The organism is Staphylococcus pseudoxylosus (assembly GCF_003697915.1).
In the GTDB taxonomy this organism is placed as follows: domain Bacteria; phylum Bacillota; class Bacilli; order Staphylococcales; family Staphylococcaceae; genus Staphylococcus; species Staphylococcus pseudoxylosus.
Genome location: NZ_RCVN01000011.1, coordinates 94,026 through 115,451, shown reverse-complemented (window position 1 = coordinate 115,451; position 21,426 = coordinate 94,026). Strand labels below are relative to the sequence as shown.

Sequence of the window (21,426 nt, the reverse complement as noted above, 5' to 3'; positions counted from 1 at the left end):
TCCCACTTTAAAGAACCACTTCTCAATGTAAAGAGTTAGTGGTTCTTACACATGAGTAGTGACTCAGGTGTTCTGTTATTGAATTAGTGGGACTTATGCATGAGCGTTAGCTCAGGTAATCATTAATCCCACTTTAAAGAACCACTTCTCAATGTAAAGAGTTAGTGGTTCTTACACATGAGTAATGACTCAGGTGTACTGCTATTGAGTTAGTGGGACTTATGCATGAGCGTTAGCTCAGGTAATCATTAATTCCACTTCTCTAAAGAACCACTTCTCAATGTAATGAGTTAGTAGTTCTTACACATGAGTAGTGACTCAGGTGTTCTGCTATTGAGTTAGTGGGACTTATGCATGAGCGTTAGCTCAGGTAGACCTTTTATTTTTTATCAAATATAGTCATCTTAATGGGGGGAGACGGTGAAATCTTTTTAATTAAATTAGATTTCAGTCTCACTCCTTATCTATTTATAGTCATTTAGTCTCCTTGTTGAGAAAACATTAATACAACGAAGTTGTTTAGCAAGTGTGGGGTTTCTGTTTTGCTGCCAATTTGACTTGTTAGCAGAATGAAAGTTTTTAGCGCAATGTAGACCTAACTTTATTTTTAATTTACATAAAATTTACTGTATTAAAATAATCACTCAAAATTTGTGCACTACACTTAAAGTGTAGGTCGATAATACATATTTAAAGGAGTTATTACTTTATGAAAATTTTTAATAAATTCGCAACTGTTTCTGTGGCAAGTGCAATCGTTATGGGTTCTGTGTTGGGGAGTGCGCAGTCAACGTATGCCTCGGGTGGAGGACATACATCAAAGGAAAATGAAGTTTCATATATGGGTAATACAAAAAATCCAAAGAATGTAATATTTTTAGTTGGGGACGGTATGGGCCCTTCATATAATTCTGCTTATCGTTATTTTGCTGATAATCCAGAGACAAAAGAAATGGAAAAGACTGCTTTTGATAATTATCTAGCAGGTAATCAACGTACAAATCCAAGTGACCCAAAAGAAAATGTAACTGATTCTGCGGCTGGTGCAACAGCGTTTAGTTCTGGTCATAAAACTTATAATGGAGCAATTGGTTTAGATGATAATAAGAAAAAAGTGAAAACTGTGTTAGAGCAAGCAAAAGAGAATGGTAAATCAACTGGATTAGTTTCTACTGCAGAATTAACCGATGCAACGCCAGCTGCATACGCAGCGCATGTTGATAGTCGAGACAAAAAAGATGAAATTGCTAAACAATTCTATAACGATAAAATTAATAGTGAGCATAAAGTAGACGTCTTACTTGGTGGCGGGGCAGAATATTTTGGTAAAGAAAATGGTAATTTAGTAGATAAGTTTAAAAAAGATGGCTATGATGTTGTTGATAATAAAACAGATATGAAACAGTCTACGAACAAAAAAATCTTAGGGCTGTTTGCTGACAATGATATGCCATTGCAAATTGACGCACCAGATAAAAGCCCTAAACTTCTAGATATGGCAGATACAGCAGTAAATAAATTACAAGAAAATGATAAAGGTTTCTTCTTAATGGTAGAAGGTGCATCTATAGATAAAGCTGGTCATCCAAATGATATAACCGGTGTCATGTCTGAAATGAATGGTTTCGAAAAAACCTTTGAATTTGCGACAAATTATGCAAAATCAAATCCTGATACATTGGTTGTTGCAACAGCAGACCATTCAACTGGTGGTTTGTCTATTGCTAAAGGCAAAGATTATGTGTGGAATCCAGAAGCAATTCATTCTATGAAACATTCAGGTATGCATATGACTAAAGAAATTGCTGAAGGCAAAGATCCACAAAAAGTAATTCAAGATGGCTATGGTTTTGAAGTTGAGCAATCACAAATTGATAAAATTAAAGATGAAGCAACAAAACTTAATAAATTAGATAAAGAATCGGATGAATATAAAGAACAAATGCAAAAAGTACAAGATGCAGTACAAAAACCAATTAATGATAAATCTCACACTGGTTGGACAACATATGGTCATACTGGAGAAGATGTAAACACATATGCATATGGACCTGGCAGTGAGCAGTTTAGAGGAAATATCGATAACACAGATAATGCGAACAATATCTTTGATTTCTTCAAAAATGAACAAAACTAATTGAATCAAATGAAATTAATATAAAAACATTGAGAAAATGATAAATAAGAAAGAAGCGAGATTGATAAACCACATAAAACATTGGTTTATCTCTCGCTTCTTTCTTTATTTGATGGGGAAAAATGATATGAACTAAAATGTTTGATTCATACAAGGATTATAAAAAGATAAAACCAACCTACTCAACGTAAAGAAACAGTTGCTAGGTTGGTTTTATGTTAATGTTTGAAATGTATATTTGATAAATGTTTTCGATAATTATCTAAAGCCATTTTAGATTGAGTAATAGCGTCTAATGATTTATCGTAATTTAATGCGATGTAACGGTAATATAAAATATCGACTGTGAACAATTGGGCAAATAGAGAGGTTGTTGCAGCCATACGTAATTCATTTTCATCAGTTTGACCATATATCAGTGTATAATCTGATATTTTTGCAATAGGATTATCGTTTGAACTGGAAATAGTTATTATAGGAATTTGATAATCTGTGGCAACTTTTGCCATAGACTGCAATTCACTATGGCTACCTTGATTTGTCACAAATATAATACAATCACGTTCATCATGTGTAGCAAGTGTAGACATGAACAAATGTGTTTCTTGCAAAAGTCTTACATTTAATCCAATTCTAGATAACTTTTGAAATAGGTCTGTAACAATAACAAGTGAAGCCCCGTAACCAAATAGAAAAATTGTGCGAGCGCTTTGCATCTTTGCGCATATCATATCTATATTTTCATTCTCAATATGGTTTGAGACGAAGCTCATCGTGTTTGTAACACGTGACAACATTTTAGACTTCAATACATCTACAGATTCATTATCCATTAATTCAAGATGATTATTGTTTAATGTTTCTTCGGGTAAATAGCGAGATATGGCTATTTTAAGTTCTTGAAACCCTTTTTCAGTCATTTTCTTACTAAATCTAACAATAGAAGCGGTACTTGTATCTATTTCATTAGATAAATCTTGAATTGACATATTGATAATCTTGTGTGGTGTATTTAAGATATAATCAGCAATTTTTTTCTCACTTTTAGTTAATTCTGGGTATTGTCGATCAATTTTATATAATACGTTGGTCATAGTTAATCACCTAGAGTATCAGTTTCTCGCATAGCCTTTGTCGTGCCAAAGAAATAAGTGAATAAGAAACCACCGGCATATGCTGCGAGTAATCCGGCTATATAGCCTAAGTACATGTGGTCCGAAATCAATGGTAATAATGATATGCCACTAGGGCCAATTGCGGTTGCACCAATATGGCCTATGCCTCCAATGACAGCGCCACCGATACCACCACCAATACAAGCCGTAATAAATGGTTTACCTAAAGGTAAGGTAACACCGTATATAAGCGGCTCACCAATTCCTAAAAATCCAACCGGCAGGGCACCTTTAAGTGTATCTCTTAACGTTGTATTTTTACTACATCTTACCCATAATGCTAAAGCAGCTCCTACCTGTCCAGCACCAGCCATAGCCGCAATTGGTAATAAATAAGTTGCACCAGTTTGATTGATCATCTCAATGTGAATAGGTGTGAACATATGATGCAAGCCTAACATAACTAATGGTAGGAAAAAGGCACCAATAATAAACCCACTAAAGACACCACCAATGTCGATAATTGCATTGATGACTGAGACAAGTCCATCTGAAACGAAGCCAGCTAAAGGCATAAAAATAAAGATTGTTAGAAGCCCTATAATAAACAGAGTAATTGTTGGCGTAACGATAATATCTATGGCGTTTGGAACAATTTTATGTAATCGTTTCTCAACGATACTAAGGAGCCATACTGCAAAAATCACGCCAATTATACCACCTTGACCAGCTTGTAACGGTTCGCCTGTGAAAATGTTGGTAATCATATTTTCATCAGTTAAACCCGTTAATAATGTTGTACCACCAATAACACCACCTAAACCTGGTGTAGCGCCAAATTCTTTAGCTGCATTGATACCAGTAAAGATTGCCAAATACGCTAGCATACCATCTTTAATAACATTAAAAACTGTGACAAGTTGTGTTACCCATTCGCCAGAAATCTGACCAGCCGCTAATAGGTTACTTAATACAGCTGCGATACCACCAATTAAACCTGCCCCGATAAATGCCGGAATAAGTGGTATAAAGATGTTAGCAATTGTTTTTAGTAATTTATTAAATTTACCCCGTTGCTGTTTACTTTGAATAGAAGTTTTATTTTCTTTAGCTTTTGCTTCAGCATCAGCACGGTAATTTTTAGTGTTATGAGGAATAGTTTCACCTAAACGTACACCGCTTAAGTCGGATATACGAGTAGCAACTTTATTCACCGTTCCTGGTCCGACAACAACCTGTACGCGATCGTCTTTTACGACACCCATCACGCCTTTAATTGCTTTCAGTTTCTCATAGTCAACCTTATCTTCAGTGAGTACTTTTATTCTAACTCGAGTCATACAATTAATAACGTTATCCATATTATCAAGTCCGCCTACAGCGTCTATGATATTTTCGGCAAGTATTTGCTCTTTTGTCATAAAATGACCTCCTTTTCTGTCATTAAAGATTTATGAAATTTGTAAATAAGCGACAGTTGTATTTAAAAATAATTAGTTTTTAATGGCTTGTTTGATAATATTGTCGTTTTGTTGTAAACGTTTTGAAGCTTCCGATTTGGATATATCGCATAGGTGCATGACAACAGCAACTTTTAAATTTTGGTCTGCGTCTTCATATAATATTTGAGATTGGTCGTATGTGGTATCGCAAATATCTTGAATAATACGAATAGAACGATCAATTAATTTTTGATTTGTTGCTTTAACATCAACCATAAGGTTGTCGTACACTTTACCAACACCAACCATTGTGATAGTAGATATCATATTCAGTATTAATTTTTGTGCAGTTCCTGATTTTAATCTAGTAGAACCAGTTAATACTTCTGGTCCAACATTAACTTCAATAGGGTATTGGGCTAATTTGCTAATTTGAGTGTCTACATTACAAGAAATTGCTACGGTAAATGCACCAACTTTGTTTGCAAATTTTAGTCCTCCTTTGACATAAGGGGTACTACCGCTTGCAGCAATACCAATAACAACATCTTTTTCAGACAGGTGGATGTGTTTTAAATCTTCCTGTGCGAGGCTTTCATCATCTTCTGCACCTTCAACTGCCACAGTCATCGCGCGTTGTCCACCAGCGATTAAACCAATGACCTCATTTGTATTCGTATTAAATGTCGGTACGCATTCAGCGGCATCAAGTACGCCTAACCGACCACTTGTACCTGCTCCCATATAGATAATACGGCCACCTTGTTTAAACTGTTGTGTGGTAATTTCAATTACTTTTGTTAAATCAGGCAAGATGACTTTTATTTGCTCTGGTACCTTTTGGTCTTCTGCATTCATTGTTTCTAAAGCTTGTTGAATAGTCATTTCATCTAAATGCATGGTTGCTTCATTTCTTGATTCAGTTATTGATTTATTCATGATTTCAACTCCTTAGCATTTATAGTGAATTCAAATGAATCATTAGGTCGCATACAGTTGATAATGGGTATGTCGTCGTTATCAACTTGCGCTACAACATTGACATTTTTATGAGGTGGTAATACTTTCTTAATGATTTGTAATTCACCTTGATAACGTCCGTTGTGTTTATTGTCTAAAGTTATTGAACCGCGTGTCCTTTCGTTTATTAATGATGGCTGGATGTCATCTTTACAGTAATGGCGTGCTTCTTGAGATCTGATTAAATTACCGGGATTGTCAGGACGAACTGTGTGAGGTTTTAGTAAAATTTCTTCCGCCGGTGTATCAAATAATGTTATAGATAATTTAAAATGTCTCTGCTTTAAAAATGAAATAAGTTGTTGCGCACGATGACAGTTTAAATACGGGTCACCAATCATAATATATTGTGTATTTAAGTCTTGAAGCAATTGGGCGCTCTCAATTGTATGCAAATATCTTGTGGTTTCTATTGTTGGTAAGCCTTTGAAAAGTGGCCCGCGAAGTGTAGTTCCTGCAATAAATCCATAAATATTAGCCTGAGGATTATACGCTAAAATCAAGTCGTTTTGTGATTTAACAAATTGCGCTTCTAATCCTGTGTCAGGCCTAGGATAATAGTTATGGCAATAACATAAGTAATTAAAATGATTTAAGTGTTGATATAAATGTTGTAGTAAATGATCTGAAATAATACTAGCGTTTAAACAACATTGAAAATCATTACTTATAATTTCATTAACAGTGTCAATGGAAGTACTGTGATCAATTCGAATAATAAATTGAGCAGAGTCATATTGCTTTAAAAAGTCATAAAAATGATGATCCAGCAATGAAGGATTGATATCAATCATATAGTTCAGCTGGTCGTTTGATAAAAAATCTAAAAGTTCTCCCAAATAGCGATATTTAGTGTCATCATTATCTTCAGGTATTTGAACTGAAGTAAAAATCGTTTTGTACCCTAAATCGACCATGCGTCGTATATACGACTTATCGATGGGGTGGCCGAGATAAACGGAAAAGCCATGCATCAGTTATCACTCCTTAATTACTGTAATCGTTTTCATTGTACAATACATGAAAAACTATTACAATTTCATTTTCAATAAAACCTTAAAGTGAAATTTTATTACAAAATAAAGGAGAGTGATTTTAGTATTTTGAGTAATTGTCCTTGAATAATTTCAATATGTTTAAGCGTATTGCCAATTGTGAACTCATCCATTGGATCTTCTATTTGATTGGATAGAAAGTTGAAATAGTTATAATGAAAAAGGGAATGGTGTTGTAAATTGTTTTGAATAAAATCGTTGTAGTCGTGTTCTATGTATATATGTAAGTCTTGCTGAAATTTTAATTTGTCTCTATGATTGGTCATAATGCCATATTTGTATAATTCGATTAAATTTAATAATTTCATTATACGTTGTTCTAAGTTGTGTAATTCTAGGTGATACATAAAAAGACATCCTTTCGTAATTTATGATTTTAATATTAGATAGATTTTAAAGTGTAGATAAATGTTTAAAATAAATAGACATTATTAAGTGGAATGTAGTAGAGGTGTTATATTAGCTTAGTTTCAAGTTTAATTAACTTAATGGCAAATTAAACTTGGAACAAAACAGAAAATAATAAAAAAACCAACTGGCACATTAGGACTCAGTTGGTTTTAAAAATTGCTGATAGTTATTTATATTTATATCTTGTGTCTTAATTGTTTTTTCAAATGAATACGAAATATCATGAATATCAATAATCGGAATTTCATTTGTTTTACCGAGTCCAATTTCAAAGATAATTGCTTTCCATAATCCTTCATCACATAAAAGGCCAATAAAAATGACATTTTCTGTTACAACTTGATTGTTGTTGTAAAATTCCATCGCCATTACGTTTCTTTCGGTACTATAAATGAGTACATCAGAAAAGATGGGGGGCAAGTTTGTGTGTTGTTGTTTGTCAAATTTAATATAACGATCTAGTTTTTTTAGCGTTCGTCTCATTTTAGTATAGGGTAAGTTGAGACATTTTTTAATAATAGCATTAATTTCTTCTCTGTATGGAAGCGTTGTATATGATTGACTTTCATTGAGTACCAAGAATAAAGCGGATAATTGATTCTCGGTCAGCTCAATTTCATAACTATTTGGCGTTTCTTGCAGTTGATAACCACCAAGTTTGCCATGTTTTGCTAGTATTTTAACACCTTGATCTTCTAAATCTTGAATATCTCTTAAAATAGTACGCTTTGACACATTTAAATTTGTAGCTAATTCTGATGCTGTAATCTGTTTATTCTCTTGAATGGCTAGAACAAGTTTATTTTGTCTTTCGCGTTTATTCATTAGAAAGTCACCTCCCGAATGATTACATATTACATTTATTATAGCATAAAAGTGACAATGACGACATTTAGAAAATAAATTTTAAAAAAATTAAAGAAAACGCTTACATTATTAAGAGGATTATGTTAATATGAATTTAGTAACAAGGGGATAGCGAGTAGATGACAAAGGGGTAGGCTATTACATAATAGTTTTGTTAATATCTATTCGTACGAGTTACTAATAAAACATCTTCAATATTTATTACTTACTTTCCTTTCTATTTAACCGACTAGCATCGCTAGTCGGTTTTATTTATGTTATGGATGGGGCTTTAAAAGCTTCACATTTATATATAGGCGTTTTCAATGTTAGTTTCTATCATATATTTCTTTGATAATTCTATGATAGAATATAACAAATTATACATAGCGATTATTTTCTTAATATACTATTTAAAAGAGGTGTACTACATATGGAAAAAACACAATTAAATTACATAGATGAGTCAGTAATAACTTGGTTAGAAACTTTGGACGAGATTATTCCTAGCCTCATACAAGAAATGGTAACGAGCACGAAACAGAATAGATTTGATTTGGTGACAAATGTTGATCAATCAATTCAACAAAACTTTGAACAATTTTTAGCTGAAAACTTTTCAAATCACCAACTATTTGCTGAAGAAAAGTCTAATATTGATATCAATGCCAAACAAGGGCACGTTTGGGTAATGGATCCTATAGACGGTACGACAAATTTAGTTAAACAACAAGAGGATTATTGTATTATCTTAGGTTATTTTGTTGATGGAGAGCCTGTTTTGTCTTATATCTACGATTATCCACATAGAAAACTATATAAAGCAATTAAAGGATACGGTGCTTATGTAAATGGAGAGCAACTTGTAAAACCAGAACCTATAGATTTACAAGAGGCGATTATTTCATTTAATTCATTAGTGATTAATGATGAAACAATTCATGGTTTACAGGATGCGTCATTTGGCTATCGTTGTATTGGTTCATGTGGGTTAGATTCAATACGTGTTATTAAAGGACAATTTGGTGCTCATATAAATACAAATCCTAAACCATGGGATATTGCAGCACAATTTTTATTTGCAAGTGAACTTGGCTTGAAAATGACAACATTGGATAATACTGAGTTGGATTTTTCTAAGGCAGGCCCTTTTATAATTAGTAATCCAGCATGCCATGAAAAAGTATTAGCAATTTTGAATTCCGGAAATGGATATAAGAAATAAAAATTGATTTACTATATTAATATTTTATTTAATAAATAATAGGTCTTAAGAACTATGTCATCTTAAAAGTAATACTATATAATGTATTATTAAATAGAGTAGAAAATTGAATACGGAAATGGAGTATGATAAGAGTGAATCGTTCTGAGAAGAATAGGAAAATGGGCTTACCTGCTAAAATATTTTTATGGTTTTTTGGGATATTAGTTTTATTTGCTTTGCTAGCAGTGATTTACCTAGGTTTTAAAATATTTTCTGTCGGTGGGTCAATACACAACCCATTAGATAGAGATAAATCCGCATTAAGAGATAAAAATGTGAATTTAGATAATGGTGATCCATTTACTATAGCGTTGTTTGGTGTAGACTCAGATGCTAAAAGAGATGCAGCTGGAGGCGGACAACGTAGTGATACGGTGATGGTACTATCGATAAACCCACAAAAGAAAACAACTGAAATTGTAAGTATCCCTAGAGACACACAAGCTGATATCGTAGGTAAAGGAACTACTGAAAAAATTAACCACGCCTATGCTTATGGCGGCCCAGATATGGCAGTAAAATCAGTTGAAAAACTATTAAATGTACCAATTGATCATTACGCAACGATAGATATGGATGGTATGAAAGATATGATTGATACGGTTGGCGGTATCTCAGTAACAAGTAACGCTACATTTTCTTATGATGGCTATCAGTTTAACCAAGGTGAAAACACAAAAATGGACGGCAAAGAAGCCATGGCATTTATTAGAAGTCGTAAAGAAGATGGCGCAGGCGGAGACTTTGGACGTCAAGAACGACAACAATTAGTGATACAAGGTCTTGCAAACAAATTAACAAGTGTAAGTTCAGTTACACACTTCAATTCATTGATGAATCACGTCGAGGACAACGTTAAGACAGATCTAACAGTTGGACAATTAAATAAAGTTAGAAGTAATTATAAAGATGCTAATGACAATGTCAATAGACACCAATTAGAAGGTCAAGGTGGCATACAAGATGATGGACTTTATTACTTCGAACCAAGTGAAAGTTCAATAAGTGAAATAGAATCAACAATTAAAGATAATCTAGGTATATAATTTATAAAGCTATATGTTTACACTATCATGTAAATATATAGCTTTTTTTATTTGGCTATTGTAATGGTCGTAGTTTCGTTTTCTATATGTTTAATTTTGCACTATATACTAAATAAAGAATAAAAAACAGTGGAATATAATAGAATACCTTAACATTTAATGTAAATACATATACAATGTAAGTAACATTATCTTAAAAAAGTGTGGGGCTTTTTAGATGGAATGTTAACCAACATCTTATGAAGTTTTTACATGGGCAGAATAAATAATAATAGGGGTGAAGATTATGCAAGAACATTTAATTGTCTCTTTAGACGGTAAAGACTATCTTGTAGAACCCGGAACAAATTTACTTCAGTTTATTAAATCTCAAGATACTTTTGTTCCGTCTATATGCTATAACGAATCGTTAGGTCCTATCCAAACTTGTGATACATGTACTGTGGAAATTGATGGTAAAATGCAACGAGCATGTAGCACGACAATAGATAGACCAATGATTGTTAATACGCAAAACGACAAAGTACAAACAAGTCAAAAAGAAGCACTAGATAGAATTCTAGAAAAGCATATGCTTTATTGTACTGTGTGTGATTATAACAATGGTGATTGCGAAATTCACAATACAATGGACCAATGGGGATTAGAACATCAAACTTATGAATATAAGGAAAAACCTTATGAAAAAGATTACGGTCCATTCTACCGTTATGACCCAAATCAATGTATTTTATGTGGTCGCTGTGTTGAAGTTTGCCAAGACGTTCAAGTTAACGAAACACTTACAATTGATTGGGAACGTCAACAGCCACGAGTAATTTGGGACAATGATACAACGATAAATGATTCATCATGTGTAGGTTGTGGACAATGTGCAACGGTATGTCCGTGTAATGCAATGATGGAAGTGAATATGGAAGGTAACGCAGGTTACATGACAGATTTAGAGCCAGGTTCACTTGCAGCGATGATTGATTTAACTAAAAAAGCAGAGCCAGGTTATGGTCCATTGTTTGCTGTTTCAGACTCAGAAGCGGCTATGCGCGAAGAACGTATCGAAAAAACTAAGACAGTATGTACATACTGTGGTGTAGGATGTTCTTTCGATGTGTGGACGAAAGATAGAGAAGTGTTAAAGGTTCAGCCACAACACGAATCACCAGCAAATAAAATTTCTTCTTGTGTTAAAGGGAAATTTGGTTGGGATTATGTTGATTCAGATGAACGTTTAACGAAGCCTTTAGTACGTAAAAATGGGCAGTTTGAAGAGGTTGAATGGGAAGAGGCATTGAAAGTTGTTGCGGATAACTTTAACAAGGTGAAAGCTTCGCACGGCTCTGATGGTTTAGCATTTATTTCTTCTTCTAAAGCTACAAATGAAGAATCTTATCTCATGCAAAAACTCGCTAGACAAGTTATTGGTACAAATAATGTAGATAATTGCTCACGTTATTGCCAGGCGCCAGCGACTAAAGGATTATTTAGAACTGTAGGGCATGGCGGTGACTCAGGTTCAATAGATGATCTTGAGATTGCAGATATGGTTGTATTGATAGGTACAAATACAGCAGAAGCACATCCGGTAATTGCATCTCGTATTAAACGAGGACATAAATTATATAACAATACTTTAAATGTTTTTGATATACGTAAACATGAAATGGCAGAGCGTGCCGACAATTTCTATCAACCAAAACCAGGGACAGATTTAGTGTGGTTATCCGCTGTAACAAAATATATTATTGATAATGAATTGCATGATAAGTCATTTATTGATGAATGGGTAAACCATTTTGAGGATTATTATAATTCGTTAGCACCATACACTATGGAATTTGCAGAAGAAACTACAGGTATTTCTAAAGAAGCATTAATCGATTTCGCACAACAAGTAGTAGATGCTAAGTCAGTATCTATTGCATGGGCGATGGGGGTTACACAACAAGATATAGGTAGTGATACATCAACTGCAATTTCTAATTTATTGTTAGCAACAGGTAACTATAGAAAACCAGGCACAGGTGCTTATCCTTTACGTGGACATAATAATGTTCAAGGATGTAGTGATATGGGTAGTATGCCTGATCAATTCCCAGGCTACCAAAAAGTTGTAGACGAGGAAATTAGAGCTAAATTCGAACGTGAATATGGCGAAGCATTACCAAGCAAAGTTGGTAAAGATAATCATCAAATGATGGAAGGCATACACGAAGGTGAAATCGATTCCTTATACCTATATGGTGAAGATACGGGAATTGTCGATTCTAATATCAACTATGTACAAGCAGCATTAGAGAAAGTTGGATTCTTAGTAGTACAAGATGAATTCTTTACGTTCACAGCAACGTTTGCAGATGTTGTGTTACCAGCAAGTCCTTCACTTGAAAAAACTGGAACATTTACCAATACAGAGCGTCGTATCCAACGTTTATATCAAGCTTTAGATCCTAAAGGCGATTCTAAACCTGACTGGGAAATTATCCAAGCAGTAGCCAAATCATTAGGATATGATTGGGGCTACACACATCCAAGTGAAATCATGGATGAAATTGCTAGAGTTACACCACTTTATTCAGGTGTAAGTTACGACAGACTTGAAGGGTATAATAGTTTGCAATGGCCAGTTGCTGAAGATGGTACAGACGAACCAACGTTATATCTTAATGGATTTAATTTTGAAGATGGTAAGGCTAATTTCTATCCATTAACGTTTGATAACTTCTTTAAAGTGAACGAAACGTATGACTTACATGTTAATAACGGACGTTTATTAGAACATTTCCATGAAGGTAATATGACTTATAAAGTACCAGGATTGGAATATAAAATGCCACATGCTTTCGTAGAAATATCTCCTGAACTTGCTAAAGAAAGAGATATTCATGAAGGCGCAGAAATTAAATTGATTTCTGAAACTGGCGAAGCAGAATTAATTGCTCACGTAACAGATAGAGTAAAAGGTAAAGAGATTTATATTCCTTTAAATAATAATGCAATGGTTCATGGTGATAAAGGTGCAATCAACTTATTAACTAATAGTGATGTTGATAAAGACACAGATACACCATCATACAAACGCACAAGTTGTCGTATGGAAGTTAAAACGCGTAGGGGTAAATCGCCACTGAATCCTACGAACTTCCGTGTCAATAAACAACGTCAACCACAATATAGTGTTCGAGTTCAAGACAAATGGAAACGTGAGGATTATACATTCCCAGGAAGTCAGGTGGATAAATAATGGCTGAAAGAATAACGAATATTAAACGTATGCAAAAGTCCGAAGAAGAACTGAAACAAGATAGTTTGGCGGAAGTGACAGATGCAATTGTTGCTAATAAAGACAGTATTTTAAAAGCAATAAATATTATCAGCACATTAGATGATGCTAAATTATTAGATGCATTATCCGGTGCCGTGAAAAGTAGGGGCGTCATTGCTAATAAATTTGCAGTCGAACTCAACAAAGAACAGTATACAGGATTAATTTCAAATATGGCTTCACTTGTATTCTTACTTGGTGACTTAGATGTAAATGACTTATCGACAATGCTTAATAAAGTAAACAAAGGTTTGAGTGTTGCCAATAAAGCAAACCCTAATCAAAAAACATCTATTACTGGTTTAATGGGTATATTGAAAGATGATGAAATGAATCGTAGTTTAACCTACATGCTGAATATGCTAAGAGGTATGTCTAGAGAATAGATAGTTTGTAATTATAAAATTTTAAAAAATAAGCGAGGCTAGGATAGTTATTATTGTCCTAGCCTCTACTGTGTTTATAGGTGGAATTAATCTACACCAATTGATACATATTTAGTTACTTAAAAGTAAACAATCTGCTAGAAATGTACTAAAACCCATGGTGGAATTTGAATTTCTTTGGATTACCTTACTGTTATTGTTTTTAAAATGACATATTGAAAGATGATTAAATGTGATACAATTTCTATTATTAGTGTTTTATTTTAACTTATTATTTAAGGCAAGGAGTGGAAGACGTATCAATCCGAAGATGATAAAAATCTCAGCTATAATGTCAAATATATTTCTAGTTATTGGAATTGTATTTTTATTAACTTTTAATATTTTAATGGCGATGACGATGTTTGTATTATCTCTAGTCATTAGCTTAACTATATTTAACACGTTATTTAGAGATAGAAAAGGTATGAGAATAGTAATTAATGTTTCCTTTATAATTGTTTTAATTGCTATTGTATTTGCTTATGTTACATTAACAAAATAAGTGTAGGATAAGGGGTTATTTCACATAATGAATGAAAATCTAAAGCGTAAATTACCGTTGATTTTGGTGGGGCTAATTGTATTAATATTTATTGTTTTATTGATTATTAATGAAACAGATTTATTTGATAATCGTAAGACGCACACTTTTGATGAAGCGGTTGATAAGCAAGTTGGCGCAGGCACATTAAATATGACTGAAAAAGATGGTCAATTTGTTGTAGCTTCAAAAAATGATGTAAAGCAAGCAATGGATGTTAATAATGATAAAGATAATTTGAACCATATGGATATTTCTGAAAAAGTGCCAATGTCTGAAAAGGAATTAAACAATATTTTAAAAGATAAGGGCATTTTAAAAAATAAAGGTAAGGCTTTTTTAAAAGCACAAGATGAATATGAAGTGAACGTACTATATTTAGTAAGTCATGCGCTTGTAGAAACGGGTAATGGCCAGTCAGATTTAGCTAAAGGCATTGAAGATGATGGAGAGCACTACTATAACTTTTATGGCATTGGCGCATTTGATGAAGATGCTGTTCATACGGGTAGTAGTTTTGCAAAGAAACAGCAGTGGACCTCACCTGAAAAAGCAATTATGGGTGGCGCTAAATTTGTAAGAAATAATTATTTTGAAAATAAGCAACTTTCGTTATATCAAATGCGTTGGAATCCAGAATCCCCAGGAGAACATCAATATGCCAGTGATATTGAATGGGATGAAAACATCGCAACGTTTATGCAACGTTACTATGATGATTTAGGTATAAAAAAAGATCATGTAAAAAAAGATCATGTAAAAAAAGATTACTATTTATAAACAATAACAATAGAGAAGACTAGGGAAATATGGAGTGGTTTGAAAAATGAAAATAGCTATAGTTGGAGCAGGCATTGGTGGTTTAACCGCAGCAGCTTTATTAAAGGAACAAGGACATGAAATAAAGGTGTTTGAGAAAAACAGTGAAATAGCTGAAGTTGGAGCTGGTATAGGTATCGGCGGTAATGTCATCGATAAATTAGGCAAACATGATTTAGCTAAAGGTATTAAAAATATTGGGCAAATTATAGATGTAATGGAAGTTTTGGACGACAAAGGAAACGTGTTAAGCAAAGCAAAACTTAAAAAGAATACTGTGAATTTAACTATGACAAGACAAGGATTATTAGATGTTATTAAATCGTATGTACCTGACTCTATCATATTTACAAATCATAAAGTAACACACGTGGATAGTGGTGCCTTGAAAGTTAAATTGCATTTCTCAGAACAACAATCAGAAGCATTTGATTTATGTATTGGTGCAGATGGTTTACACTCTCATGTTCGTAATACGGTAGTGCCTAATAGTGAAACATTGTATCAAGGCTATACGGTATTTAGAGGCTTAGTAGAGGACGTAAATATTAAACCGGACAACGTTGCTAAAGAATATTGGTCATCTAAAGGAAGAGTGGGCATTGTTCCGCTATTGAATAATAAAGCCTATTGGTTTATTTCAATTAATGCTAAAGCGCAAGACGCTACGTTGAAATCTTATGGTAAGCCTCACTTACAAGCTAGATTTAATCATTTTCCCAATGAAGTTAGGCAGATTTTAGACAAACAAAGTGAAACGGAAATCTTATTACACGATATGTATGATTTACAACCATTGAAAGCATTCGTATATCAACGTGTGATACTCTTAGGTGATGCAGCGCATGCAACTACTCCAAACATGGGACAAGGTGCAGGACAAGCGATGGAAGATGCTATTGTACTTGCAAATTGTTTGCAGGCCTATCCCTTTGAAGAAGCAATTCAAAGATATGATAAGTTACGCGTTAAACATACAAAGAAAGTAATCAAAAAGTCTAGAAAAATAGGTAAGGTAGCACAACTAAGTAATAGAATATTGATTGCTTTAAGAAATAAAATCGCTAAATTAACACCAAATCAATTGATATCTAGAGAAACAAAATTCTTATACAAATCGAAAAGTAAATAAAATATTGAAATAAATAATAAGAACCTAGAAATACGTTTAAATTGTAAAACGTGTTTCTAGGTTCTTTATTTGTTGTTCATAATTAATAGCATAAAGATATAAAACTTTAATTAACTACGTATTTAGGCTCATGATTAGTCAATTTACTAACTGTATCATTTGCAACAATCTTAGACATCATATCTCGAGATTCAAATGTTGCATTACCAATGTGCGGTGTAAGCACAACATTGTCCAATTTTTTAAGTTCATCATTGATCTCTGGTTCGAATTCAAAAACGTCTAATGCTGCGCCTTCAATTTCTTTATCTTGTAAAGCTTGTACTAAGGCTTGTTCATGTACGATAGGGCCTCTTGATGCATTGATAAGGTAACTTGTTGGTTTCATTATTTCGAATTGCTCAGTATCAATCTGATGATGCATGTCTGGATTATATGCAGCATTTATTGTTACGAAATCTGCATTTTTTAATAATGTTTCTAAATCTACATATTTGGCACCAATTTCACGTTCTCTATCAACTTTTTGATTAGGGCCTGTATAAAGTACATTCATATCAAATGCTTTGGCACGTCTAGCCACTGCACTACCTATTTCTCCAAGACCAATGATACCAATAGTCTTACCGGAAACTTCTCTACCACGGAAGAATAATGGTGCCCATCCATCAAAACCAGTTGTACGGCATAGTTTATCACCTTCTACAATGCGTCTTGCAGCAGAGAGTACAAGGCCAAAAGTTAATTCGGCGGTTGAGTTAGTTGATGCTTTAGGTGTATTGGTAACATCTATATTGAGTTGACGTGCATAATCGCCATCTATATTATTAAAACCTGCACCGTAATTTGCAATTATTTTTAAATTACTTGCTGCATCAATCACATCTTTATCTACATTTGTTGAAAGTAGACTAATTAATGCATCGGCATCTTTTACACCTTCTTTTAGTGTTTCTTTATCAATAATGCCTTTGCCTTCATACATATCAACTTCAAAACCTTGATCTTTTAATAAATTGAGTCCTACCTCTGGAATTGGACCTGCTATATAAACTTTTACCATGTATAATCACTTCCTTTATATCAAAGTATAGTAAATTTCATTGAGTCAAACAAATAAAAGTAATGATTATATAGAAAAATATGAAAACGTTTTACATTTTTTAAAATTTAGTTTATTAATTTTAATCCAACAATGGATAAGATAATGAGGCCGATAAAGAAAATGCGCTTTATACTTTTAGATTCATTATAGATGAGCATACCAACTAAAGTGCCGCCTCCAGTACCAATACCACTCCAAATGGCGTAAGCAGTTCCCATTGGTATATCATTCATTGCTACTTTAAGCGTGCTAAAACTACAGATAAAAGCGACAGCTAAAAGTACGACTAGCCATTTCTTTTTAGTTCGTGCAATTTCATTTAAAATAACGACGCCGATGACTTCTAATAGTCCTGCGATAAATAATATAAACCAAGCCATCAGCTTTCAGTCTCCTCAGTTGATAATTTTAATCCAATAATACCAATAACTAACAAAATGATTAATCCGATTTTTAAAAAGTTAAACGGGTCACCCAAAAAGATCATATCTACTGCTACAGTTCCAACTGCGCCAATACCGACAAAGACAGCATAAACTGTCCCAACAGGAAGGTATTTACAAGCGGAAATAACTAAGAAGAAACTAATTATAATCACGATGATTGTACCAGTCCAACTAAGTAAAGAATCAGCAGCATTTAGTCCTGTTACCCATAATATTTCAATTAGTCCGGCTAAGATAACTTTAAACCACTGCATAAATTGTGCCTCCTTTTTTCACTAAACTATTCTATTTTCTCAAATAATATATAAGAATTCAATGTTATCAATTGTACAAAAGTTATAGTGATTTGTGATTAATTATAATATGAAATGAAAATGAGCAGAAATAAGTGGTAGGGGAAAAATCAAATTTGGATATTTAATGAAGGGATAATATGGTTTATGAGGTTGAAATAATTTAATAAGCATAGAATTAAAGTTAATGTTTAAAACACTGATGATTTTCATAAAAGGACCACCTGAGCTTAATGCTCATGTGTAAGAACTACTAACTCCATAAAAGGACCGCCTGAGCTAAGGCTCATGTGTAAGAGTCACTAGCTCAATAAAAGGACCACCTGAGCTTAAGGCTCATGTGTAAGAACTACTAATTTTCATGAATGAAAAAAGTAGTTCTTTAAAAAAAAGTCCGGAACATATGTTTATGTTCCGGACTCAATAGGGTATTTTCTATAAATAAGTTGAATTAAAATTAATTATAGTAAATAACCATATTTATTAATTTGTAACTATAGATTAGTTTACGTGGATATAGTTATAAGAGCTTGCTTCACCAGCTGAAATTGTACGTTCACTTACTGAATAAGGTCCACCATTATAGTTCATTTCTGATACTGTAACAGAACCGTCACTACCCACACTTTCAACGTAAGCCACGTGACCCATTGGGCCTGAACCTGATTGTAAGATTGAACCAGCTTCTGGATTGTTATCTACTGCATAACCTGCAGAAGAAGCAGCAGAAGCCCAGTTATTAGCATTTCCCCAAGTAGAACCAATGCCTCCACCTACTTTGTCAAATACATACCAAGTACATTGTCCTGCTGTATATAAGTTAGCGCTTGAATGATTTGATTGTGTAGTTTCATTTGTTTGTTGTGTTTGTTCAGCTGCATCAGCTTCGCTTCCGTGATCTAATCCTACGATTGCTGCGCCAATACCTGCTGTTAATGTTGTTGCTGTAACTAATTTTTTCATAATTAATAAATCCTCCCAGAGATTTTAAAAAGTTTATATTTTAGCTTAAATGCTTATCTTTAAATTTTATTTTTCGCTTTGCTTTCAACGACAAGTAATACTCTAACAGATGAATCAAGCTTTGTGTGGAATGTTACGCTTTTGTAAAACAATTAAAAAAACCTCACATATCGTTGTAATAAACGAGATGTAAGGTTACAAAATCGTATCGAGCCGTAATATTTCACAAACGGTGATATTATAAGGTTTTTGTTATTAATTTAAAGTACACTCCGACTTTATTGTTACATTCATTGTAAAAAGTCACAAAATTGTGATTCAAATTATTTGAAGAATCTAATGGATAAAGGTGGTAAATAATCTTCACCATTATATGCTTTTACAGCTGCCACAATTGTGAAAATGAAATTTAAAAGTACAAGTATAGGAAGAATGATAATTCCTATAATAATAAATATAGCGATTGTAGCCACTGTTACCCAAATTAAGTATGAAAGTAAAAAGTTCAAATAATTCTTGCCGGCTCTATCTACAAACGGCGATTCATCCCGTTTGATTAGCCAAATAATTAATGGTGCAATTAAAGATGTAAAGAAACTTAATACATAGATAAGGGTTGCCATTAATCTAGCATCTGCATCTGGCTCTTGATTCCCATATGTGTTTGAATATTGTTCTTCAAACTGTGTTGTCATAAGTAACAAACCTCCTTTGCTTTAATATAATCATATCAAATCTAAGTGGACTTTAGTATGTAATTAAAATAATTCAAAAACTTTTAAAATATACCTATTTTGATATAACGTTAGTTGTTAAAATATAGCAATATCACTATAGGTACTTACTTATGTTATAACCATAAACTTAAGTTGTAAACCAGTGTTTATTTAATTTCTTATTAGGCTATAGTTCAAAGTAATGATTTAATATCGTACATAATAAATTTGGAAAGAAGGTTGATTATGAAAATTGCTATCGTAGGCTCAGGGAATGGAGCGGTAACAGCAGCATTAGATATGATTAATAAAGGACATGAAGTGAAGTTATATTGTCGAAATCAATCTATTAATAAATTTGATAAAGCATTAGAACAAGGTGGATTTACTTTTAATAATGAAGGTGAAGAAAGCTTTGTAGCATTTACAGACATTAGTGATGACATGGAATATGTAATGAGTGATGCAGAAGTCATTCAAGTCATTATACCATCATCATTTATTGAACATTATGCACATACTATGGCTCCTTTTGTGAAAAAAGACCAATTGATTTTCTTTAATATTGCAGCAGCTATGGGTTCAATAAGGTTTATGAATGTTTTAGAGGATATGCACATTGATGTCATGCCTCATTTCGCAGAAGTCAATACACTAACATACGGTACTCGAGTGAATTTTGAAGCAGCTCGTGTAGAGCTATCATTGAATGTAAGAAAAGTGCATTTTTCAACTTATGATAAAGATTATTTAAGTGATTGTTTCGATAAAATTGAAAAGCTATATCCATATATTGTAAAAGAAGAAAGCTTATGGAAAACTAATTTAGAAAATGGTAACCCTGAAGTTCATCCAGGTCCAACATTATTAAACGTAGGTCGCATAGATTATTCAGATGAATTCGCGTTATATGAAGAGGGCATTACGAAGCATACAGTTAGGTTGCTACATGCGGTTGAATTAGAACGTCTTACATTAGGTCGTAAATTAGGGTTTGAGTTATCTTCGGCAAAGGAAGCACGTATTGAACGAGGTTATTTAGAAAGACAGGATGAAGATGAACCATTAAATAGATTGTTTAATACAAGTCCAGTATTTTCACAAATTAAGGGACCAAATCATGTCAAAAATCGTTATCTAACAGAAGATATTGCCTATGGCCTCGTATTGTGGTCTAGTCTTGGACGTGAGATTGACGTTCCAACACCTAATATTGATGCAATCATAGTAATTGCTTCAACTATTCTAGAGCGTGATTTCTTTGAAGAAGGACTGACGATAGACGAATTAGGGAAAGATAAGTTAGGACTTGATTAATTAAA

20 protein-coding genes are annotated in these 21,426 nt (G+C 33.2%); 9 read left to right on the top strand and 11 right to left on the bottom strand.

Going from position 1 to position 21,426, the window contains the following annotated elements; translation table 11 throughout:
- Positions 1-709: 709 nt before the first annotated feature.
- Complete coding sequence (locus tag D9V42_RS10975) at positions 710-2,137, top strand: alkaline phosphatase (RefSeq protein ID WP_122064942.1); 1,428 nt, start codon at positions 710-712, stop codon at positions 2,135-2,137.
- Positions 2,138-2,355: 218 nt separating this feature from the next.
- On the opposite strand, the gene D9V42_RS10970 is transcribed toward D9V42_RS10975, so the two are convergent.
- The 6 genes from D9V42_RS10970 to D9V42_RS10945 form a co-directional block, all read right to left on the bottom strand.
- A complete protein-coding gene (locus D9V42_RS10970) occupies positions 2,356-3,231 on the bottom strand; it encodes a MurR/RpiR family transcriptional regulator (protein ID WP_107531138.1) in 876 nt (291 codons plus the stop codon).
- A 2-nt stretch (positions 3,232-3,233) separates the two neighbouring features.
- Entirely contained in the window at positions 3,234-4,673 is a 1,440-nt protein-coding gene (locus tag D9V42_RS10965) for a PTS transporter subunit EIIC (protein WP_122064940.1), read from the bottom strand.
- A gap of 72 nt (positions 4,674-4,745) precedes the next feature.
- Positions 4,746-5,633, bottom strand: a complete 888-nt coding sequence (murQ, locus tag D9V42_RS10960) for an N-acetylmuramic acid 6-phosphate etherase (RefSeq protein ID WP_107531136.1) — start codon at positions 5,631-5,633, stop codon at positions 4,746-4,748.
- Positions 5,630-6,688 (bottom strand): MupG family TIM beta-alpha barrel fold protein, encoded by a 1,059-nt coding sequence (locus D9V42_RS10955; RefSeq protein ID WP_107554841.1) that lies wholly within the window; start codon positions 6,686-6,688, stop codon positions 5,630-5,632. Before D9V42_RS10955 ends, murQ begins: the two co-directional genes overlap by 4 nt.
- Positions 6,689-6,786: 98 nt before the next feature.
- Positions 6,787-7,116: a hypothetical protein gene (locus tag D9V42_RS10950; RefSeq protein ID WP_107531134.1), complete on the bottom strand. Its 330-nt coding sequence runs from the start codon at positions 7,114-7,116 to the stop codon at positions 6,787-6,789.
- A gap of 196 nt (positions 7,117-7,312) precedes the next feature.
- The gene (locus tag D9V42_RS10945) at positions 7,313-8,005 is read right to left on the bottom strand and encodes a helix-turn-helix transcriptional regulator (RefSeq protein ID WP_107531133.1); all 693 of its coding nucleotides are present in this window, start codon (positions 8,003-8,005) and stop codon (positions 7,313-7,315) included.
- A 454-nt stretch (positions 8,006-8,459) separates the two neighbouring features.
- On the opposite strand from D9V42_RS10945, the gene D9V42_RS10940 reads away from it, so the two are divergent.
- The 7 genes from D9V42_RS10940 to D9V42_RS10910 all read left to right on the top strand — a co-directional run bounded on the left by D9V42_RS10940 (position 8,460) and on the right by D9V42_RS10910 (position 16,581).
- Positions 8,460-9,251: an inositol monophosphatase family protein gene (locus D9V42_RS10940; RefSeq protein WP_107531132.1), complete on the top strand. Its 792-nt coding sequence runs from the start codon at positions 8,460-8,462 to the stop codon at positions 9,249-9,251.
- Positions 9,252-9,376: 125 nt separating this feature from the next.
- Positions 9,377-10,339: an LCP family glycopolymer transferase gene (locus D9V42_RS10935; protein WP_267920815.1), complete on the top strand. Its 963-nt coding sequence runs from the start codon at positions 9,377-9,379 to the stop codon at positions 10,337-10,339.
- Positions 10,340-10,625: 286 nt separating this feature from the next.
- Entirely contained in the window at positions 10,626-13,580 is a 2,955-nt protein-coding gene (gene fdhF / locus D9V42_RS10930; protein ID WP_122064936.1) for a formate dehydrogenase subunit alpha, read from the top strand.
- A complete protein-coding gene (locus D9V42_RS10925) occupies positions 13,580-14,047 on the top strand; it encodes a helical membrane plugin domain-containing protein (RefSeq protein WP_017722864.1) in 468 nt (155 codons plus the stop codon). Before fdhF ends, D9V42_RS10925 begins: the two co-directional genes overlap by 1 nt.
- Before the next feature lie 310 nt (positions 14,048-14,357).
- A complete protein-coding gene (locus D9V42_RS10920; RefSeq protein WP_017722865.1) occupies positions 14,358-14,591 on the top strand; it encodes a hypothetical protein in 234 nt (77 codons plus the stop codon).
- Positions 14,592-14,618: 27 nt separating this feature from the next.
- Positions 14,619-15,410, top strand: a complete 792-nt coding sequence (locus tag D9V42_RS10915) for an N-acetylglucosaminidase (protein WP_122064934.1) — start codon at positions 14,619-14,621, stop codon at positions 15,408-15,410.
- Positions 15,411-15,456: 46 nt separating this feature from the next.
- On the top strand, positions 15,457-16,581 hold the full coding sequence (locus tag D9V42_RS10910; protein ID WP_122064932.1) for an FAD-dependent monooxygenase: 1,125 nt from the start codon (positions 15,457-15,459) through the stop codon (positions 16,579-16,581).
- Between the two features lie 106 nt (positions 16,582-16,687).
- Here the strand turns inward: D9V42_RS10910 and D9V42_RS10905 are convergent, their stop codons facing one another.
- The 5 genes from D9V42_RS10905 to D9V42_RS10885 form a co-directional block, all read right to left on the bottom strand.
- Positions 16,688-17,644 carry a 2-hydroxyacid dehydrogenase family protein gene (locus tag D9V42_RS10905; RefSeq protein ID WP_122064930.1) on the bottom strand — a complete coding sequence of 319 codons (957 nt, stop codon included), beginning with the start codon at positions 17,642-17,644 and terminating at the stop codon, positions 16,688-16,690.
- A 107-nt stretch (positions 17,645-17,751) separates the two neighbouring features.
- Positions 17,752-18,066 carry a DMT family transporter gene (locus tag D9V42_RS10900; protein WP_107531126.1) on the bottom strand — a complete coding sequence of 105 codons (315 nt, stop codon included), beginning with the start codon at positions 18,064-18,066 and terminating at the stop codon, positions 17,752-17,754.
- Positions 18,066-18,386, bottom strand: coding sequence for a DMT family transporter (locus D9V42_RS10895; protein ID WP_122064928.1), 321 nt, complete (start codon positions 18,384-18,386; stop codon positions 18,066-18,068). Before D9V42_RS10895 ends, D9V42_RS10900 begins: the two co-directional genes overlap by 1 nt.
- Before the next feature lie 540 nt (positions 18,387-18,926).
- Positions 18,927-19,388: a CHAP domain-containing protein gene (locus D9V42_RS10890; protein WP_017722871.1), complete on the bottom strand. Its 462-nt coding sequence runs from the start codon at positions 19,386-19,388 to the stop codon at positions 18,927-18,929.
- 323 nt (positions 19,389-19,711) lie between these two features.
- Positions 19,712-20,083 carry a DUF4870 domain-containing protein gene (locus tag D9V42_RS10885; RefSeq protein WP_107556147.1) on the bottom strand — a complete coding sequence of 124 codons (372 nt, stop codon included), beginning with the start codon at positions 20,081-20,083 and terminating at the stop codon, positions 19,712-19,714.
- A 267-nt stretch (positions 20,084-20,350) separates the two neighbouring features.
- Between D9V42_RS10885 and D9V42_RS10880 the strand changes: the two genes are divergently transcribed.
- Complete coding sequence (locus D9V42_RS10880; RefSeq protein ID WP_122064926.1) at positions 20,351-21,421, top strand: NAD/NADP-dependent octopine/nopaline dehydrogenase family protein; 1,071 nt, start codon at positions 20,351-20,353, stop codon at positions 21,419-21,421.
- Positions 21,422-21,426: the final 5 nt, after the last annotated feature.

Excerpts from the sequence above, each read along its gene's own strand:
- D9V42_RS10965 (WP_122064940.1), bottom strand. The coding sequence starts at position 4,673 with ATGACAAAAGAGCAAATACTTGCCGAAAATATCATAGACGCTGTAGGC.
- D9V42_RS10950 (WP_107531134.1), bottom strand. The coding sequence starts at position 7,116 with ATGTATCACCTAGAATTACACAACTTAGAACAACGTATAATGAAATTA.
- D9V42_RS10895 (WP_122064928.1), bottom strand. The coding sequence starts at position 18,386 with ATGCAGTGGTTTAAAGTTATCTTAGCCGGACTAATTGAAATATTATGG.
- D9V42_RS10955 (WP_107554841.1), bottom strand. The coding sequence starts at position 6,688 with ATGCATGGCTTTTCCGTTTATCTCGGCCACCCCATCGATAAGTCGTAT.
- D9V42_RS10910 (WP_122064932.1), top strand. The coding sequence starts at position 15,457 with ATGAAAATAGCTATAGTTGGAGCAGGCATTGGTGGTTTAACCGCAGCA.
- D9V42_RS10975 (WP_122064942.1), top strand. The coding sequence starts at position 710 with ATGAAAATTTTTAATAAATTCGCAACTGTTTCTGTGGCAAGTGCAATC.
- D9V42_RS10920 (WP_017722865.1), top strand. The coding sequence starts at position 14,358 with ATGATAAAAATCTCAGCTATAATGTCAAATATATTTCTAGTTATTGGA.
- D9V42_RS10885 (WP_107556147.1), bottom strand. The coding sequence starts at position 20,083 with ATGACAACACAGTTTGAAGAACAATATTCAAACACATATGGGAATCAA.
- D9V42_RS10880 (WP_122064926.1), top strand. The coding sequence starts at position 20,351 with ATGAAAATTGCTATCGTAGGCTCAGGGAATGGAGCGGTAACAGCAGCA.
- D9V42_RS10900 (WP_107531126.1), bottom strand. The coding sequence starts at position 18,066 with ATGGCTTGGTTTATATTATTTATCGCAGGACTATTAGAAGTCATCGGC.
- D9V42_RS10905 (WP_122064930.1), bottom strand. The coding sequence starts at position 17,644 with ATGGTAAAAGTTTATATAGCAGGTCCAATTCCAGAGGTAGGACTCAAT.
- D9V42_RS10970 (WP_107531138.1), bottom strand. The coding sequence starts at position 3,231 with ATGACCAACGTATTATATAAAATTGATCGACAATACCCAGAATTAACT.
- D9V42_RS10935 (WP_267920815.1), top strand. The coding sequence starts at position 9,377 with ATGATAAGAGTGAATCGTTCTGAGAAGAATAGGAAAATGGGCTTACCT.
- murQ (WP_107531136.1), bottom strand. The coding sequence starts at position 5,633 with ATGAATAAATCAATAACTGAATCAAGAAATGAAGCAACCATGCATTTA.
- D9V42_RS10925 (WP_017722864.1), top strand. The coding sequence starts at position 13,580 with ATGGCTGAAAGAATAACGAATATTAAACGTATGCAAAAGTCCGAAGAA.
- D9V42_RS10940 (WP_107531132.1), top strand. The coding sequence starts at position 8,460 with ATGGAAAAAACACAATTAAATTACATAGATGAGTCAGTAATAACTTGG.
- fdhF (WP_122064936.1), top strand. The coding sequence starts at position 10,626 with ATGCAAGAACATTTAATTGTCTCTTTAGACGGTAAAGACTATCTTGTA.
- D9V42_RS10890 (WP_017722871.1), bottom strand. The coding sequence starts at position 19,388 with ATGAAAAAATTAGTTACAGCAACAACATTAACAGCAGGTATTGGCGCA.
- D9V42_RS10915 (WP_122064934.1), top strand. The coding sequence starts at position 14,619 with ATGAATGAAAATCTAAAGCGTAAATTACCGTTGATTTTGGTGGGGCTA.
- D9V42_RS10945 (WP_107531133.1), bottom strand. The coding sequence starts at position 8,005 with ATGAATAAACGCGAAAGACAAAATAAACTTGTTCTAGCCATTCAAGAG.